General features: G+C 69.8%; 16 protein-coding genes. 8 read left to right on the top strand and 8 right to left on the bottom strand.

Going from position 1 to position 17,729, the window contains the following annotated elements; translation table 11 throughout:
- Window positions 1–20 precede the first annotated feature (20 nt).
- Together sufB and EOT10_RS24215 are read right to left on the bottom strand one after the other, a co-directional pair.
- A complete protein-coding gene (gene sufB / locus EOT10_RS24210; protein ID WP_127830424.1) occupies window positions 21–1,445 on the bottom strand; it encodes a Fe-S cluster assembly protein SufB in 1,425 nt (474 codons plus the stop codon).
- The gene (locus tag EOT10_RS24215; RefSeq protein WP_127830425.1) at window positions 1,442–2,188 is read right to left on the bottom strand and encodes a helix-turn-helix transcriptional regulator; all 747 of its coding nucleotides are present in this window, start codon (window positions 2,186–2,188) and stop codon (window positions 1,442–1,444) included. Before EOT10_RS24215 ends, sufB begins: the two co-directional genes overlap by 4 nt.
- Before the next feature lie 247 nt (window positions 2,189–2,435).
- Between EOT10_RS24215 and EOT10_RS24220 the strand changes: the two genes are divergently transcribed.
- The 3 genes from EOT10_RS24220 (at window position 2,436) to EOT10_RS24230 (ending at window position 5,307) form a co-directional block, all read left to right on the top strand.
- Window positions 2,436–3,359, top strand: a complete 924-nt coding sequence (locus EOT10_RS24220) for an ABC transporter ATP-binding protein (protein ID WP_127830426.1) — start codon at window positions 2,436–2,438, stop codon at window positions 3,357–3,359.
- A gap of 88 nt (window positions 3,360–3,447) precedes the next feature.
- A complete protein-coding gene (locus tag EOT10_RS24225) occupies window positions 3,448–4,218 on the top strand; it encodes an ABC transporter permease (RefSeq protein ID WP_127830427.1) in 771 nt (256 codons plus the stop codon).
- Window positions 4,219–4,302: 84 nt separating this feature from the next.
- Entirely contained in the window at window positions 4,303–5,307 is a 1,005-nt protein-coding gene (locus EOT10_RS24230; protein WP_127830428.1) for a COX15/CtaA family protein, read from the top strand.
- A gap of 4 nt (window positions 5,308–5,311) precedes the next feature.
- On the opposite strand, the gene EOT10_RS24235 is transcribed toward EOT10_RS24230, so the two are convergent.
- From EOT10_RS24235 to EOT10_RS24245, 3 genes are all read right to left on the bottom strand, one after another.
- Window positions 5,312–6,421 (bottom strand): amidohydrolase family protein, encoded by a 1,110-nt coding sequence (locus tag EOT10_RS24235; protein WP_127830429.1) that lies wholly within the window; start codon window positions 6,419–6,421, stop codon window positions 5,312–5,314.
- Between the two features lie 116 nt (window positions 6,422–6,537).
- Complete coding sequence (locus EOT10_RS24240) at window positions 6,538–6,885, bottom strand: hypothetical protein (RefSeq protein ID WP_127830430.1); 348 nt, start codon at window positions 6,883–6,885, stop codon at window positions 6,538–6,540.
- A 97-nt stretch (window positions 6,886–6,982) separates the two neighbouring features.
- Window positions 6,983–7,930 carry a heme o synthase gene (locus tag EOT10_RS24245; protein WP_189492011.1) on the bottom strand — a complete coding sequence of 316 codons (948 nt, stop codon included), beginning with the start codon at window positions 7,928–7,930 and terminating at the stop codon, window positions 6,983–6,985.
- 329 nt (window positions 7,931–8,259) lie between these two features.
- On the opposite strand from EOT10_RS24245, the gene tkt reads away from it, so the two are divergent.
- Genes tkt through pgl form a run of 5 tightly spaced genes read left to right on the top strand, consistent with a single transcriptional unit; the run spans window position 8,260 to window position 14,892 of the window.
- The gene (gene tkt, locus EOT10_RS24250; RefSeq protein ID WP_127830431.1) at window positions 8,260–10,347 is read left to right on the top strand and encodes a transketolase; all 2,088 of its coding nucleotides are present in this window, start codon (window positions 8,260–8,262) and stop codon (window positions 10,345–10,347) included.
- Between the two features lie 34 nt (window positions 10,348–10,381).
- The gene (tal, locus tag EOT10_RS24255) at window positions 10,382–11,500 is read left to right on the top strand and encodes a transaldolase (protein WP_127830432.1); all 1,119 of its coding nucleotides are present in this window, start codon (window positions 10,382–10,384) and stop codon (window positions 11,498–11,500) included.
- A gap of 4 nt (window positions 11,501–11,504) precedes the next feature.
- Complete coding sequence (gene zwf, locus EOT10_RS24260; protein ID WP_127830433.1) at window positions 11,505–13,037, top strand: glucose-6-phosphate dehydrogenase; 1,533 nt, start codon at window positions 11,505–11,507, stop codon at window positions 13,035–13,037.
- Window positions 13,034–14,113, top strand: coding sequence for a glucose-6-phosphate dehydrogenase assembly protein OpcA (opcA, locus tag EOT10_RS24265; RefSeq protein WP_127830434.1), 1,080 nt, complete (start codon window positions 13,034–13,036; stop codon window positions 14,111–14,113). Before zwf ends, opcA begins: the two co-directional genes overlap by 4 nt.
- On the top strand, window positions 14,113–14,892 hold the full coding sequence (gene pgl, locus EOT10_RS24270) for a 6-phosphogluconolactonase (RefSeq protein ID WP_127830435.1): 780 nt from the start codon (window positions 14,113–14,115) through the stop codon (window positions 14,890–14,892). Before opcA ends, pgl begins: the two co-directional genes overlap by 1 nt.
- Before the next feature lie 55 nt (window positions 14,893–14,947).
- Here the strand turns inward: pgl and EOT10_RS24275 are convergent, their stop codons facing one another.
- From EOT10_RS24275 to EOT10_RS24285, 3 genes are all read right to left on the bottom strand, one after another.
- Window positions 14,948–15,454 carry a DUF2087 domain-containing protein gene (locus EOT10_RS24275; protein WP_223281167.1) on the bottom strand — a complete coding sequence of 169 codons (507 nt, stop codon included), beginning with the start codon at window positions 15,452–15,454 and terminating at the stop codon, window positions 14,948–14,950.
- A gap of 47 nt (window positions 15,455–15,501) precedes the next feature.
- Window positions 15,502–17,154, bottom strand: coding sequence for a glucose-6-phosphate isomerase (gene pgi, locus EOT10_RS24280; RefSeq protein WP_127830436.1), 1,653 nt, complete (start codon window positions 17,152–17,154; stop codon window positions 15,502–15,504).
- A gap of 158 nt (window positions 17,155–17,312) precedes the next feature.
- Entirely contained in the window at window positions 17,313–17,648 is a 336-nt protein-coding gene (locus EOT10_RS24285; protein WP_003976875.1) for an RNA polymerase-binding protein RbpA, read from the bottom strand.
- Window positions 17,649–17,729: the final 81 nt, after the last annotated feature.

The following is a 17,729-nucleotide window of genomic DNA, read 5'->3' on the forward strand; positions in this document are numbered from 1 at the left end:
CGCTGCCTGGGGGACGGTCGTCAGCCGACCGCGCCTTCCATCTGCAGCTCGATCAGCCGGTTGAGCTCGAGGGCGTACTCCATGGGCAGCTCCTTGGCGATCGGCTCGACGAAGCCGCGCACGATCATGGCCATCGCCTCGAACTCCGTCATGCCGCGGCTCATCAGGTAGAAGAGCTGGTCGTCGGAGACCTTGGAGACGGTCGCCTCGTGGCCCATGGACACGTCGTCCTCACGGACGTCGACGTACGGGTACGTGTCGGAGCGGGAGATCGTGTCGACGAGCAGCGCGTCGCACAGCACGTTCGACTTCGATCCGGCCGCGCCCTCGCCGATCTCCACCAGACCGCGGTACGAGGTGCGGCCGCCGCCACGGGCCACCGACTTCGACACGATGTTGGAGGAGGTGTTGGGCGCCATGTGGACCATCTTGGAGCCGGCGTCCTGGTGCTGGCCCTCGCCCGCGAAGGCGATGGACAGCGTCTCGCCCTTGGCGTGCTCGCCCATGAGGTAGACGGCGGGGTACTTCATCGTCACCTTGGAGCCGATGTTGCCGTCGATCCACTCCATGGTCGCGCCCTCGTACGCCACGGCGCGCTTGGTGACCAGGTTGTAGACGTTGTTCGACCAGTTCTGGATGGTCGTGTAACGGCAGCGGGCGCCCTTCTTCACGATGATCTCGACGACCGCGGAGTGCAGGGAGTCCGACTGGTAGATCGGCGCCGTGCAGCCCTCGACGTAGTGGACGTAGGCGTCCTCGTCGACGATGATCAGCGTCCGCTCGAACTGGCCCATGTTCTCCGTGTTGATACGGAAGTAGGCCTGGAGCGGGATCTCGACGTGCACGCCCTTCGGCACGTAGATGAAGGAGCCACCGGACCACACGGCCGTGTTCAGCGACGCGAACTTGTTGTCGCCGACCGGGATGACGGTGCCGAAGTACTCCTTGAAGAGCTCCGGGTGCTCCTTCAGCGCCGTGTCGGTGTCGAGGAAGATGACGCCCTGCTCCTCCAGGTCCTCACGGATCTGGTGGTAGACGACCTCGGACTCGTACTGGGCCGCGACACCGGCGACGAGGCGCTGCTTCTCCGCCTCGGGGATGCCGAGCTTGTCGTACGTGTTCTTGATGTCCTCGGGCAGGTCCTCCCAGGACTGGGCCTGCTTCTCCGTGGACCGCACGAAGTACTTGATGTTGTCGAAGTCGATGCCCGACAGGTCCGAGCCCCAGTTCGGCATGGGCTTCTTGTCGAAGAGGCGCAGGCCCTTCAGGCGCAGCTTCGTCATCCACTCCGGCTCGGACTTCTTCGCCGAGATGTCGCGGACGACGCCCTCGTTGATGCCGCGCTTGGCAGAGGCACCGGCGACGTCGGAGTCGGCCCAGCCATATTCGTACTTACCCAGACCCTCGAGCTCAGGGTGGGCAGTCTCCTCGATGGGGAGCGTCATGCGGGGTTCCTCCCGGCCGTGCTTGCAGATGCGTTGGTATCGGTATTGGGGGCGATCTTGGGGATGAACGTCGTGCACACCCCGTCGCCGTGGGCGATCGTGGCCAGCCGCTGCACGTGGGTGCCGAGCAGCTGGGAGAAGATCTCGGTCTCCGCCTCGCACAGCTGCGGGAACTGCTCGGCGACGTGCGCGACCGGGCAGTGGTGCTGACACAGCTGCTCGCCGACCGGTGCGCTTCGCGCCGTAGCAGCGTACCCGTCGGCGCTCAGGGCCTTGGCGAGGGCTTCGGCGCGGTCCTCGGGAGCGGCCGAGTCGACGGCCTCCCGGTACGCACCGGCCTGCGCGGCGATCCTGGCGCGGGCGAAGGCGACGACGGCGTCCTCGCCGCCCTCGCGCTCGGCGATCCAGCGCAGGGCGTCGGCGGCGAGCTTGTCGTAGGACTGGTCGAAGGCGTCCCGGCCGCAGTCGGTGAGGGCGAACACCTTGGCGGGGCGGCCGCGCGTACGGGCTCCGTAGATCTTCTGCTCACGTGCTTCGACGACGTCGTCGGCGGCCAGCGCGTCCAGGTGCCGGCGTACGGCTGCCTGGGTGAGACCGAGGCGTCCGGCCAGATCGGCGACGGTGGACGGGCCGTGGTCCAGGATGGAGCGGGCGACCCGGTTGCGCGTCGAGCGCTCACCGGTCGCGATCTCCTCCTGCGGGGCTCCCTGGGGAGCCTCCTGAGCCTCGCCAACGTATTTCACAACGCCATTGTTGCGTAATTCCTCAGAGCCTGACAAGCGGGGTCCGGGACGATCTCCGGTGCCCTGCATCACTTAGGCAGACCTAAGTACACCCCTGGGCTGACCTGCGGAAACGATCTTTGATCGATCAGTCTGGCCACGTCACACCGGCTCCGCACCCGTCTCCCACCCGTCTCCCACCAGCCCACTCGCCCCCCGCGGGCCCCGCGCGCCGGGCACCCGCGACACGTCCCTAGACTTGGCGCTCATGCGAAGCGAGCCCGTCGTCCGGATCCAGAGTCTGGTCAAGCGGTACGGAACCAAGACCGCGGTCGACGGCCTCGATCTGGAGGCCTCGGCCGGCATCACCGCCGTCCTCGGCCCCAACGGCGCCGGCAAGACCACCACCGTCGAGACCTGCGAGGGCTACCGCAGGCCCGACGCCGGAAACATCCGGGTCCTCGGCCTCGACCCGGTCGCCCAGGCCGGTGAGCTGCGCCCCCGGATCGGCGTGATGCTCCAGTCGGGAGGCGTCTACTCCGGCGCCCGCGCGGACGAGATGCTCCGCCACAAGGCGAAGCTCCACGCGCACCCCCTGGACGTGGACACCCTCATCGAGCGACTCGGCCTCGGCTCCTGCGGCCGCACCACCTACCGCAGGCTCTCCGGCGGCCAGCAGCAGCGCCTCGCGCTCGCCATGGCCGTCGTGGGCCGCCCCGAGCTCGTCTTCCTGGACGAGCCGACCGCCGGCCTCGACCCCCAGGCGCGCCGCGCGACCTGGGACCTCGTACGCGATCTGCGGGCCGACGGGGTCTCCGTCATCCTCACCACGCACCACATGGACGAGGCGGAGCAGCTCTCCGACGACGTCGCGATCGTCGACGCGGGCCGCGTCATCGCGCAGGGCTCCCCCGAGCAGCTGTGCCGCGGCGGCGCCGAGAACACGCTGCGCTTCTCCGGCCGCCCCGGCCTGGACGTCGCCTCGCTCCTCAAGGCCCTCCCGCCGGACTCGGCGGCCGCCGAGCTCACCCCGGGCGCGTACCGCGTGAGCGGCGAGGTCGACCCGCAGCTGCTCGCGACCGTGACCTCCTGGTGCGCCCAGCACGGGGTGATGCCCGACAAGATCTCGGTCGAGCGCCACACCCTCGAAGACGTATTTCTTGAGATGACCGGCAAGGAGCTGCGCGGATGAAGATGGCCGAGCCGACTCCCGGCCGGGGGTCCGGGGGTTGTCCCCCGGGAAGACACAGCCTTGAGATGACCGGCAAGGAGCTGCGCGGATGACTGCCGTCGGTACGTTCACGCCGAAGCCCGGGGCCGCGCCGCTGTCCCGCATGATCGGCGCGCAGGCCGTCCTCGAGACGAAGATGCTCCTGCGCAACGGCGAGCAGCTGCTGCTCACCGTCGTCATCCCCACCCTGCTGCTCGTCCTGTTCAGCTCGGTCGACATCGTCGACACGGGCGACGGGAAGGCCGTGGACTTCCTGACGCCCGGCGTCCTCGCCCTCGCCGTGATGTCGACGGCGTTCACCGGGCAGGCCATCGCGACCGGTTTCGAGCGCCGCTACGGCGTGCTCAAGCTGCTCGCGTCCTCGCCGCTGCCGCGCTGGGCGCTGATGACCGCGAAGACGCTGTCCGTCCTGGTCACCGAGGTCCTCCAGGTGATCCTCCTGACGGTGATCGCCTTCGCGCTCGGCTGGAACCCGCACGGCAACCCGCTCGCCGTCCTGCTTCTGCTGGTCCTCGGCACGGCCGCGTTCTCCGGGCTCGGGCTGCTGATGGCGGGCACGCTCAAGGCGGAGGCCACCCTCGCCGCCGCGAACCTCGTCTTCCTGCTCCTGCTCGTCGGCGGCGGCGTCATCGTGCCGCTCGACAAGTTCCCCGAGGCCGCGCAGTCCGTCCTCGGCCTGCTGCCCATCTCGGCACTCTCCGGCGGGCTGCGGGACGTCCTGCAGCACGGCGCGTCCATGCCGTGGGGTGACCTGGGGATCCTCGCCGTCTGGGCGCTCGTCGGCCTGGGCGCCGCGGGGCGCTTCTTCCGCTGGGAATAGGCGGCTCCAAGGCGAGCGTGCCGGGCGTCACAATCGTCCCGGATCGGCCCCCTCGTGAAGGGATGCACAAGCGGGCGTCCTACGATGGGGCCCGTGCCAAACGTGACCCGGGCCGACGCCGCCCAAGCCGTGCGCAACCCGCTCGCCTTCATCGCCGAACGCTGGACCCCCACTCAGCGGACGGTCCGGCGGGCCGCCCTGTCCGCCGTCGTCATGATGGTGGTCATCGTGGTGACCGGCGGCGCGGTGCGCCTGACGGGCTCGGGCCTCGGCTGCCCGACCTGGCCCAAGTGCACCGACCAGTCCCTCACCGCGACGAGCGCGATGGGCTTCCACGGCGCCATCGAGTTCGGCAACCGCATGCTGACGTACGTCCTGTGCGCCGCGGTCGGCTGGGCCATCGTCGCCGCGCGCTCGCAGAAGCCGTGGCGGCGCGGTCTGACCCGGCTCGGCTGGACGCAGTTCTGGCTCGTCATGGGCAACGCGATCCTCGGCGGCATCGTCGTCCTCGTCGGCCTGAACCCGTACACCGTCGCGGCCCACTTCCTTCTGTCGACGGCGCTGCTCGCGGTCGCCACGATCATGTGGGTGCGCGCCCAGGAGGGTGACGCCGAGCCGCGTCCCCTGGTCGGCAAGTCGGTCCGCCAGCTCGTCTGGATCCTGGTCGCGGCCACGGTGCTGCTGATCATGGTGGGCACCGTGGTGACGGGCTCGGGCCCGCACGCGGGCGACTCCAGCGACGTCCCGCGCATGCCGCTCGACTGGGAGACCATCAGCAAGGCGCACGCGGTCCTGGCCTGGATCGTGGTGACGCTGACGTTCGCGCTGTGGTTCGTGCTCAAGGCGGTCGACGCCCCGAAGGGCCCCCTGCACCGCACCCGTGACCTGTTCCTCGTGCTGCTGTCGCAGGGCGTCATCGGCTACGTCCAGTACTTCACCGACCTGCCCGAGATCCTCGTCGGCCTGCACATGCTGGGCTCGGCGCTTGTGTGGATCGCGGTCCTGCGGGTGCTGCTGTCGCTGCGCGAGCGTCCCGTGGAGGCGGCGGACGTGCCGGCCCAGGTGGACCCGCACCTGTCGACCGTCTGAGGCTTCAGGTCGTCAGCCCGTAGACCCGGCCCGCGTTCCCCGCGGCGACCATCCGGGCCACCCGCTGCGCGTCCGCCAGCGACCAGGCGCCCTCGGCGGCCCAGCCTCCGAGGACCCGGCTCAGGGCGTCCGTGAACAGGCGCGCCCCCACCACGTGCAGCTCCGGCAGGCCGTGCGCGCCGCTGGAGAACAGCAGTTTCCCGAACGGGGCGAGCTCCAGGATCTCCTCGAGGACCGCCGCCGCGCGCGCCCCGGTACGGGCGAGCGCCGGGCCGAGGTCCGCGTACACGTGCGGGAAGATGCCCGCGAGATGGGCCGCGTGCCGGTGGTAGGGGTAGCCGTGCAGCAGGACCAGGTCGGTGCCGAGTCCGGCCGTGGCGCGCGCGAAGTCCGTGAGCAGGACGGGGTCGGTGCGGTCGAGGCGCAGGCCCGGTTCGCCGAGTCCCGCGTGGAGTTGCAGCGGCAGGCCCGAGGCCACCGCGATCCACAGCAGATGCCGCAGGAGCACCGGGTCGGTGAGTGGTCCCCCGACCGGCCGTGCGGCCAGCCAGCGCCCCGCGGCGCCCCGTACCTCGCCGGGTCCCGGCGGCTGCGGCGCGAACGCCAGGCCGTGCCGTACGCCCGCCACGGAGGTGAACGCGACGGCGTTCGCGGCGGCGGCGTGCACGGACTCGGCGAGGTTGCCGAGGAAGGACTCGACGGTGCCCGAGGTGTCGGCGACCTGTTCGGCGAGGAGTTCGAGGCGGACGATCTCGTGCGCGTCCGCGTCGCCGGCCGAGGCCATCTCGCCGGGCCCGGTGAGGTCTCCCGGGAGTCCGGTGTCGACGAGGTACGTGGTGATGCCGCTGCCCCGCAGGAGTCTGCGGCCCGACTCCATGACGCCCAGTTCGCGGCGGCGCGCGAGGTAGCGGGCGGGTGGGCAGTGCGGTTCGAGGCCGAGGAGCGGCGGGCACCAGCGACGTACGGCGAAGCCGGTCTGGGTGTCGAAGAAGGTCGTGCCGGGGGCGGGCGGCCGGTCACCCCGGCCGAGGTGGGCCTCGAAGGTGCCGAGGCCGAGTTCCGTCCGCAGAACCCCGTGGCAGTACTGGTCCACGAGGGCTGGCGTGTCGATCATCCGGACTCCCGCGGCTGGACCGTGTCTCTGCCTCTCTACGGTCCTAACGGGTGAACCCTGCGCCAGGTGTTGCACTCGTACACCTGACGCATTGGTGGGGCCCGGACGGGCGGCCGCTACTTGTTGCCCGGGCCGCCGACCTGGATGCCCGCCATGCGGGTCCACTCGTAGCGTCCGGTCTTCACCTTGGCGGCGAATTCGCCGTCGAAGTCCTCGTGCATCGTGATGCCGGCCTTCTCGACGGCCTTGCGGGCGACGGTGTCCGAGGGCGCCACCAGGTTGCCCCACTCGCCGTCCTCGCCGACGAGCGCGATGCGGATGCCGCGCTCCCCCATGTACGCGAGCTGTCCGCCGGCGCCGCCGTGCCGCTTGGCGAACGCGCCGATCTCACGGGCGAGCCGGGCGGCCCTGCGCTCGTCCTTCGCCGCCTGCTTCGGGTCGTCAACCGCTTGAGTGTCTGCCATGAACAGGATGCTACTGAGAGGTAGATCGACTGGCGACGGGCGGGGTACGTGGCCTTGGCCACGTACCCCGCCCGTCGGCACGCCGTGTCTGCGGAGGTCAGCGCAGGAAGGGGTCCACCGCGACGGCCACGAAGAGGATCGAGACGTAGGTGATGGACCAGTGGAACAGGCGCATCTCCTTGAGCTTCGCGCCCGCCACCTCGGCCTTGGCGCGGTTCTGGAGCCCGTGCGCCTCCCACAGCCAGAACCCGCCGGCCAGCAGGGCGACCGCGGTGTAGAACCAGCCGGTGTAGCCGAGCGGCGTCAGGAGCAGGGAGACGGCGACCATCACCCAGCTGTAGATGACGATCTGCTTGGCGACGACCTTGTTGGAGGCGATGACGGGGAGCATCGGCACGCCCACGCGCGCGTAGTCCTCCTTGACCTTCATGGACAGCGGCCAGTAGTGCGGCGGCGTCCAGAAGAACATGACGAGGAACAGGATGACCGGGGCCCACGACATGGAGTTCGTGACCGAGGACCAGCCGATGAGGACCGGCAGGCAGCCGGCGATGCCGCCCCAGACGATGTTCTGCGAGGTGCGGCGCTTGAGGATCATCGTGTAGACGACCACGTAGAAGAGGAGCGCGCCGAGGGAGAGCCACGCGGACAGCCAGTTGACGGTCAGTCCGAAGAGCAGCGTGGAGATGACCGCGAGGGCGATGCCGAAGGCGAGGCATTCGCGGGGGCTGACCATTCCGGTGACCAGTGGACGCTGCGACGTGCGCTCCATGAGCGCGTCGATGTCGCGGTCGATGTACATGTTCAGCGCGTTGGCGCCGCCCGCGGACAGGTAGCCGCCGAGGCAGGTGAGGAACACCAGCTTCAGGTCGGGCACGCCCTGCTGGGCGAGGAACATGACCGGCACCGTGGTGATGAGCAGCAGCTCGATGATGCGCGGCTTGGTCAGAGCCACGAACGCCTTGACACGGGCACCGAGCGGCCGGCGACCCCGGCTGTTGCTCGTCCCGAGTGCACCCGCAGGACGCGATTCAACGGCCGTCACGCATACCCCTGACAGAGACTCCAGCGAGCCCCCGGAGAGAACCCTCGATGTGAAGTCCCGGTAAAGGCTCGCGCGTACCACGCCACTGTAGACGTTGCCTATACCTGGCTCTTCGTGGGGGTGGGTTCGTGTTTCGGGGTCCCCCAGATGAGCGGTCCTCTCATCACTTGGTGAGTGGCGCGGATGCCTGTCAGGAGGCGGATTCCTGCCCGGCCCGGCAGTCTGGATTGAGTCGAAAAAATGCGCGTACTCGCAAGGGTAGGCTCGACTTCAGCCGGTGAGACCGTCGTCACCGGTATTCGACATGTGGAGAGGAGCCCTGACCCAGGGTGAGCACCAAGCCGACCACCACAGACCTCGAGTGGACCGAGTTGGACCAGCGGGCCGTAGACACGGCTCGCGTCCTGGCCGCGGACGCCGTACAGAAGGTCGGTAACGGCCATCCTGGTACGGCGATGAGCCTGGCCCCGGCCGCGTACACCCTCTTTCAGAAGGTGATGCGGCACGACCCGGCGGACGCCGACTGGGTCGGGCGCGACCGGTTCGTCCTGTCCGCGGGACACTCGTCACTGACCCTTTACATCCAGTTGTACCTGGCCGGTTTCGGTCTGCAGCTGGACGACCTGAAGGCGTTCCGCACCTGGGGCAGCAAGACCCCGGGGCACCCGGAGTACGGGCACACCACGGGTGTGGAGACGACGACCGGGCCGCTCGGCCAGGGTGTCGCGAACGCCGTGGGCATGGCGATGGCCGCCCGCTACGAGCGCGGTCTGTTCGACCCGGAGGCGCCGGCCGGCGCCTCCCCGTTCGACCACCACATCTTCGCGATCGCCGGCGACGGCTGCCTCCAGGAGGGCATCTCCGCGGAGGCGTCCTCGATGGCCGGGCACCAGAAGCTCGGGAACCTGGTCCTGCTGTGGGACGACAACCACATCTCGATCGAGGGCGACACGGAGACCGCGGTCTCCGAGGACACCGTGAAGCGCTACGAGGCCTACGGCTGGCACGTCCAGCGCGTGGAGCCGAAGGCGAACGGCGACCTGGACCCGGCGGCCCTGTTCGCCGCGATCGAGGCCGCGAAGGCCGAGACGGAGCGTCCGTCGTTCATCGCGATGCGCTCGATCATCGCCTGGCCCGCGCCGAACGCGCAGAACACCGAGGCCGCGCACGGCTCGGCGCTCGGCGACGACGAGGTCGCGGCCACGAAGCGTGTGCTCGGCTTCGACCCTGAGCAGTCGTTCGAGGTGGCCGACGAGGTCATCGCGCACACCCGTGAGGCACTCGACCGCGGCCGTGAGGCGCGGGCCGAGTGGGAGAAGTCGTTCGCCGCGTGGCGCACGGCCAACCCGGAGCGTGCCGCCGAGTACGACCGCATCGAGGCGACCGACCTGCCCGAGGGCTGGGAGGCGCACCTGCCGACGTTCGAGACGGGCAAGGGCATCGCGACCCGCGCCGCGTCCGGCAAGATCCTGCAGGCGCTCGGCCCGGTCATCCCGGAGCTGTGGGGCGGCTCGGCCGACCTGGCGGGCTCGAACAACACGACGATCGACAAGACGTCGTCGTTCCTCCCGGCGGACAACCCGCTGCCGGAGGCCGACCCGTACGGCCGCACGATCCACTTCGGTATCCGCGAGCACTCGATGGCCGCCGAGATGAACGGCATCGCGCTGCACGGCAACACCCGTATCTACGGCGGCACCTTCCTGGTGTTCTCCGACTACATGCGCAACTCGGTCCGTCTGTCGGCCCTGATGCACCTGCCGGTCACATACGTGTGGACCCACGACTCCATCGGTCTCGGTGAGGACGGTCCGACGCACCAGCCGGTCGAGCACCTGGCGTCCCTGCGCGCGATCCCGGGGCTGAACGTCGTCCGCCCCGCGGACGCCAACGAGACCGTCATCGCCTGGCGCGAGATCCTCAAGCGCTACACGAAGGTGTTCGGCAAGGGCGCTCCGCACGGCCTGATCCTCACCCGTCAGGGTGTGCCGACGTACGAGGCGAACGAGGACGCGGCCAAGGGCGGTTACGTGCTGTTCGACGCCGAGGGTGGCGACGCCCAGGTGATCCTGATCGGTACGGGTTCCGAGGTGCAGCTCGCCGTCGAGGCGCGCGAGCAGCTGCAGGCCGCGGGCATCCCGACGCGCGTCGTGTCCATGCCGTCGGTCGAGTGGTTCGACGAGCAGGACCAGGCGTACAAGGACTCGGTCCTGCCGCCGTCGGTGAAGGCGCGTGTCGCGGTCGAGGCCGGTATCGGTCTGACGTGGCACCGTTTCGTCGGTGACGCGGGCCGGATCGTTTCGCTGGAGCACTTCGGTGCTTCCGCCGACGGCAAGGTCCTCTTCCGGGAGTTCGGCTTCACTGGCGACGCCGTGGCCGCCGCCGCCCGGGAATCGCTCGCCGCCGCGCAGCGCTGACGCTCATATACGACACGTAGGAGATGCAATTTCCATGACAGACGCACTGAAGCGCCTCTCCGAAGAGGGCGTCGCGATCTGGCTGGACGACCTGTCGCGCAAGCGGATCACGTCCGGCAATCTCGCCGAACTGATCGACCAGCAGCACGTCGTGGGCGTCACGACCAACCCGTCGATCTTCCAGAAGGCGATCGCCGGCGGTGACGGGTACGAGCAGCAGCTCACGGACCTGGCCGCCCGCAAGGTCACCGTCGAAGAGGCCATCCGCATGATCACGACGGCGGACGTCCGTGACGCCGCCGACATCCTGCGTCCGGTCTTCGACGCGACGCAGGGCCAGGACGGCCGGGTGTCGATCGAGGTCGACCCGCGCCTCGCCCACGAGACGGCGGCCACGATCGCCGAGGCCAAGCAGCTGGCCTGGCTCGTGGACCGGCCGAACACGCTCATCAAGATCCCGGCGACGAAGGCGGGCCTGCCCGCGATCACCGAGGTCATCGGCAAGGGCATCAGCGTGAACGTGACGCTGATCTTCTCGCTCGAGCGCTACCGCGAGGTCATGGACGCGTACCTGGCGGGTCTGGAGAAGGCGAAGGCCGCGGGCCTGGACCTCTCCAAGATCCACTCGGTGGCGTCGTTCTTCGTGTCGCGCGTGGACACCGAGATCGACAAGCGCCTGGACACCGTCGGCACGGACGAGGCGAAGGCCCTCAAGGGCAAGGCCGCGCTCGCCAACGCGCGCCTGGCCTACGAGGCGTTCGAGGAGGTCTTCTCCTCCGACCGCTGGGCCGCGCTCGACAAGGCGCAGGCCAACAAGCAGCGTCCGCTGTGGGCGTCGACCGGTGTGAAGGACCCGGCGTACAAGGACACCCTGTACGTCGTGGACCTGGTCGCGCCGGGCACCGTGAACACCATGCCGGAGGCCACGCTCGACGCGACCGCCGACCACGGTGAGGTCACGGGCAACACGATCGCGGGCACGTACGACGCCGCCCGCGCGGAGATCGAGGCCGTCGAGAAGCTCGGTATCTCGTACGACGACGTCGTGCAGGTGCTCGAGGACGAGGGCGTCGACAAGTTCGAGACGTCCTGGAACGACCTGCTCAAGTCGACCGAGGCGGAGCTGCAGCGCCTCGCTCCTTCGGAAGGCTGAGATCTTGACCCCAGTTCATGGAGCGAACCCGCTTCGTGACGCCGCAGACCGACGGCTCCCGCGTATCGCGGGGCCGTCGGGCCTGGTCATCTTCGGTGTCACGGGCGATTTGTCCCGTAAAAAGCTGATGCCCGCCGTTTATGACCTCGCCAACCGGGGTCTGCTTCCGCCGGGCTTCGCCCTCATCGGCTTCGCCCGCCGCGAATGGGAGAACGAGGACTTCGCGCAGGAGGTGCACGACGCGGTCAGCGAGCACGCGCGTACGCCGTTCCGCGAGGAGGTCTGGCAGCAGCTCGTCCAGGGCATGCGTTTCGTCCAGGGCAACTTCGACGACGACGACGCCTTCGAGCGCCTGAAGTCGACGATGCAGGAGCTCGACAAGGCACAAGGGACGGGCGGCAACTTCGCCTACTACCTCTCCGTGCCGCCCAAGTTCTTCCCCGAGGTCGTGCAGCAGCTCAAGAAGCACGGTCTCGCGGACGCGCCCGAGGGCTCGTGGCGCCGCGCGGTCATCGAGAAGCCGTTCGGCCACGACCTGGAGTCGGCCAGGGAACTGAACGCGATCGTGCACGAGGTGTTCGCCCCGGACCAGGTGTTCCGGATCGACCACTACCTCGGCAAGGAGACCGTCCAGAACATCCTGGCCCTCCGCTTCGCCAACACCATGTTCGAACCGATCTGGAACCGGTCGTACGTCGACCACGTGCAGATCACCATGGCCGAGGACATCGGCATCGGCGGCCGCGCCGGCTACTACGACGGCATCGGCGCCGCCCGCGACGTCATCCAGAACCACCTCCTCCAGCTCATGGCGCTCACCGCCATGGAGGAGCCCGCCTCCTTCGACGCGGACGCGCTCGTCGCCGAGAAGGCCAAGGTGCTCGGCGCCGTACGGCTGCCCAAGGACCTCGGCGCGCACACGGTCCGCGGCCAGTACGCGGCCGGGTGGCAGGGCGGCGAAAAGGCCGTCGGCTACCTCCAGGAAGACGGCATCGACCCCAAGTCGAACACCGACACCTACGCGGCGATCAAGCTCGGCATCGACAACCGCCGCTGGGCGGGTGTCCCGTTCTACCTGCGCACCGGCAAGCGCCTCGGCCGCCGCGTCACCGAGATCGCCGTCGTCTTCCAGCGCGCCCCCCACTCCCCCTTCGACCACACGGCCACGGAGGAGCTCGGCCAGAACGCGATCGTCATCCGCGTCCAGCCCGACGAGGGCATCACGGTCCGCTTCGGCTCCAAGGTGCCCGGCACGTCGATGGAGATCCGCGACGTGTCGATGGACTTCGCGTACGGCGAGTCCTTCACGGAGTCGAGCCCGGAGGCGTACGAGCGGCTGATCCTGGACGTCCTGCTCGGCGACTCGAACCTCTTCCCGCGCACGGAGGAGGTCGAGCTGTCCTGGAACATCCTCGACCCGATCGAGAACTACTGGGACAAGCACGGCAAGCCCGCCCAGTACCCGTCCGGCACGTGGGGGCCCGCCGAGGCGGACGAGATGCTCGCACGAGACGGACGGAGCTGGCGCCGGCCATGAAGATCGACCTCACGGACACCACGTCCAGCAAGATCAACAAGGCGCTCGTGCAGGGCCGCCGCGCCATCGGCACCCCGGCCGTGGGCATGGTCCTGACCCTCGTCATCGTGACCGACGAGGAGAACGCCTACGACGCCCTGAAGGCCGCGAACGAGGCATCCCGCGAGCACCCCTCGCGGACCCTCGTGGTCATCAAGCGCGTCTCGCGTTCGCCGCGCGACCGTACGACGTCCCGGCTCGACGCCGAGGTGCGGGTCGGCGCGGACGCGGGCACCGGCGAGACCGTCGTCCTGCGCCTGTACGGCGAGGTCATCGACCACGCCCAGTCCGTCGTCCTGCCGCTGCTGCTGCCGGACGCCCCGGTCGTGGCCTGGTGGCCGGTGAACGCGCCGCGCGACCCGGCCAAGGACCCGCTGGGCGCGCTCGCCCAGCGCCGCGTGACCGACTCGTACGCGGCGGAGCACCCCGACGCCGACCTCGAGGCCCGCGCCGGCGCCTACACGCCCGGTGACACGGACCTGTCCTGGACCCGGATCACGCCGTGGCGCTCCATGCTCGCCGCCGCCCTCGACCAGGTCGTCTGCGAGGTCACCTCGGTCGAGGTGGAGGGCGAGGAGTTCAACCCGAGCTGCGAGCTGCTCGCCATGTGGCTCGCGGACCGGCTCGACGTACCGGTCAAGCGGTCGCTGTCGTCGGGCCCCGGCCTCACGGCGGTGCGGATGGCCACGGACTGCGGCCCGGTCGTGCTCGACCGGCCGGACGGTTCCCTGGCCACGCTGTCCGTCCAGGGCCAGCCGGACCGCGCGGTGGCGCTCAAGCGCCGTGAGACGTCCGAGCTGATCGCGGAGGAACTGCGCCGCCTCGACCCGGACGACACATACGCGGCGGCGCTGCGGTTCGGCGTGGACCGGCTCGTCGGGCCGGCGGACGCGGCGACGGCGCAGGACGCTCCGGAGCCGGCCGCTGCGGCGGACGACCCGGCTCCCGCGCAGGAGGCACCCGCCAAGCCGGCGGCCAAGAAGGCGCCCGCCAAGCAGGCCGCCAAGAAGTCCTCTTCGAAGGCGGCCGCCAAGTGATGACCACGTCACCCCAGTTGGTGGTGCACCGTGACAAGGAGCTGATGGCACAGGCCGCGGCCGCCCGGCTCATCACGAAGATCGTCGACGCCCAGGCGGCCCGCGGGTACGCGTCCGTCGTCCTGACGGGCGGACGCAACGGCAACGGGCTGCTCGCCGCCCTGTCGGCCGCTCCCGCCCGGGACGCGATCGACTGGACGCGGCTCGACCTGTGGTGGGGCGACGAGCGGTTCCTGCCGGACGGCGACCCCGAGCGGAACTACACGCAGGCCCGCGAGGCTCTCCTCGACTCGGTGCCGCTGAACCCGGACCGGGTCCACCCGATGCCGGCTTCGGACGGCCCGTGGGAGGTGGACGCCGCCGCGCAGGTGTACGCCGCCGAACTGGCCGCCGCCGCGGGCCCGGAGGACCACGGGCCGGTGCCGACGTTCGACGTCCTGATGCTGGGCGTCGGCCCGGACACGCACGTCGCATCGCTCTTCCCCGAGCTGCCGGCGGTCCGGGAGACCGAACGCACCGTGGTCGGTGTGCACGGTGCGCCCAAGCCGCCGCCCACCCGTGTCTCGCTCACGCTCCCGGCGATCCGGGCCGCGCGCGAGGTGTGGCTGCTCGCGGCGGGCGAGGACAAGGCGGAGGCCGCGGCGATCGCGCTGTCCGGCGCGGGCGAGATCCAGGCGCCGGCCGCCGGCGCGTACGGCCGCTCGCGCACGCTGTGGCTGCTCGACTCGGCGGCGGCCTCGCAGCTCCCGCCGGAGCTGTATCCGCCGGCGATCGCGTAACTCCGCGACACCCCTAAGCCCCGTCTCCTGAGCTTGAGTTCAAGGAGGCGGGGCTTTACGCGTGCTGCGGGACCCGGTAGTCGGAACCGTCCTGCTCCCGTACGAGGAGACCGTCGATGACGCAGTAGCGGCGCAGGGCGGCGGTGTCGTCGTGGACCGTGCGCAGCGCCTCGTTGACCTCGCGCTCGCTGTAGGTGCGGTCGGCGTCGAAGAGGGTGTCCGTGAGATGCACGAGGAGTTCGTGGCGCACGGTGGGCCGGACCGGGATCGCGGTGAGGCGCCCGCGGGCGAAGAAGCCGGTGAGGTGGCGGGGAACTCCATTGACGGGCTCGGCGGTTCTGGCCCGGCGGAACACCTCGGGTCCGGCGCGCAGCGACCCGTCGTCGAGCCGCTCGACGAGCCCCGCGGCAATCAGCTTGCCCAGCTGCTTGCGCGCGGCCGGTGAGTCGGCCTCGCGCGGCGGGAGTTCGCCGAGCACGATGCGCGCGTACAGCCTGAGTCGTTCGGGGTCGGCGAGGGCCGACATGAGCTGGTCCACTGGGGTGCCTCCCGGCTGGGTCACGGACCGGCAGTCTCACCCGCCGGGCGGCACCCCCGCATCCGATTAACTCAACGGCCCCGCAGTTGGCGGTACTTGGCGACGAGGGCGGTGGTCGATCCGTCGAGTCCGGGCACGTCGGCGCCCTCCGTCAGGGCCGGTTCGATGCGCTTGGCGAGGACCTTGCCGAGTTCGACGCCCCATTGGTCGAAGGAGTCGATGTTCCAGATCGCGCCCTGGACGAACACCTTGTGCTCGTAGAGGGCGACGAGCTGGCCGAGGACGGACGGGGTGAGCGTCTTCGCCAGGATGGTGGTCGTGGGGTGGTTGCCCTGGAACGTCTTGTGCGGCACGAGCGCCTCGGGCACCCCCTCGGCCCGGACCTCTTCCGGGGTCTTGCCAAAGGCGAGGGCCTGGGTCTGCGCGAAGAAGTTGGCCATCAGGAGGTCGTGCTGCGCGACGAGCCCCGGCAGCAGGTCCGCCACCGGCTCGGCGAACCCGATGAAGTCCGCCGGAATCAACTTCGTTCCCTGGTGGATGAGTTGATAGTAGGCGTGCTGGCCGTTGGTGCCGGGGGTGCCCCACACCACCGGGCCCGTCTGCCAGTCGACCTTCTTGCCGTCGCGCCCGACGGACTTGCCGTTGGACTCCATGTCGAGCTGCTGGAGGTACGCGGTGAACCTCGACAGGTAGTGCGAGTACGGGAGGACCGCGTGCGACTGCGCGTCATGGAAGTTGCCGTACCAGACGCCCAACAGACCGAGCAGCAACGGCACGTTGGACTCGGCGGGGGCGGTGCGGAAGTGCTCGTCGACGAGGTGGAAGCCGTCGAGCATCTCGCGGAAGGCGTCCGGACCGATCGCGATCATCAGCGAGAGGCCGATGGCCGAGTCGTACGAGTAACGGCCGCCGACCCAGTCCCAGAACTCGAACATGTTGGCCGTGTCGATGCCGAACTCGGCGACCTTCTCGGCGTTCGTCGACAGGGCCACGAAGTGCTTGGCCACGGCGTCCTGACCGGCCCTCAGACCGGTGAGGAGCCAGTCGCGCGCGGAGGTCGCGTTGGTGATCGTCTCGATCGTCGTGAACGTCTTCGACGCGATCACGAACAGCGTCTCGGCGGGGTCGAGATCGCGTACCGCCTCGTGAAGGTCGGCGCCGTCCACGTTCGACACGAAACGGACCGTCAGGGAGCGGTCGGTGAAGGGCCGCAGGACCTCGTACGCCATCGCCGGGCCGAGGTCCGAGCCGCCGATGCCGACGTTCACCACGTTCTTGATGCGCTTTCCGGTGTGGCCGGTCCACTCACCCGAACGGACCTTGTCCGCGAAGGCCCCCATCTTGTCGAGCACGGCGTGCACGCCCGGGACAACGTTTTCCCCGTCGACCTCGATGACCGCGCCGCGCGGGGCCCGCAGCGCCGTGTGCAGCACCGCCCGGTCCTCGGTCGCGTTGATCTTCTCGCCGCGGAACATCGCGTCCCGCAGGCCGAACACGTCGGTCGCGGCGGCGAGCTCGCGCAGCAGGCGCAGCGTCTCGTCCGTGACCAGGTGCTTGGAGTAGTCGACGTGCAGGTCGCCGACGTCGAGCGTGTAGTCGGAGCCGCGCGTCGGACCGGCGGCGAACAGCTCACGCAGCTGCACGTCCCCGAGTTCTTCCCGGTGCTTGGCGAGCGCCGTCCACTCGGGCATCTGATTGAGCCGGGTACGGCTTTCTGCGTTCATCTCGGACATGCGCCTTCTCTCGTACCTGCGTACGTACCTTGCCCCACTGACTGACCAAACTTAATTGATCAGGGGGCGGTATACGGCATCTGTCCGGACGGCTAGGGCCGAACGAGCACCGGCCGGACACTCAGGAGTGTCCGGCCGGTGCTCAAGTCCTAGATCTCGCCCCGCAGTTTGGCGAGCGCCTCCGCGAGGATCGCCTCGCCGTCCGCGTCGCTGCGCCGCTCACGCACGTACGCGAGGTGCGTCTTGTAGGGCTCGGTGCGCGGGGGGTCCGGCGGGTTGTCCCGGTCCTGTCCGGCCGGGAAGCCGCAGCGCGGACAGTCCCAAGTCTCCGGCACCTGCGCGTCGGAGGCGAAGCTCGGCTGCGTCTCGTGCCCGTTCGAGCACCAGAAGGAGATGCGCAGGCGTGGCGCGGACTCGCCGCGCTCGGCCTCGCCCATCGGCCCCGCCCCGACCCGACTTCCTCGGATCGCGTTGCCACTTGCCACGGTCGTAACTCCCTGCGTGATGGTGCCGCGGAACGTGTCGGCGTCTCGCTCCGCCGCGGGCGCCTCAGTCTACGTAAGGCC

It is taken from the genome of Streptomyces antnestii, from assembly GCF_004005495.1.
Lineage (GTDB): Bacteria > Actinomycetota > Actinomycetes > Streptomycetales > Streptomycetaceae > Streptomyces > Streptomyces antnestii.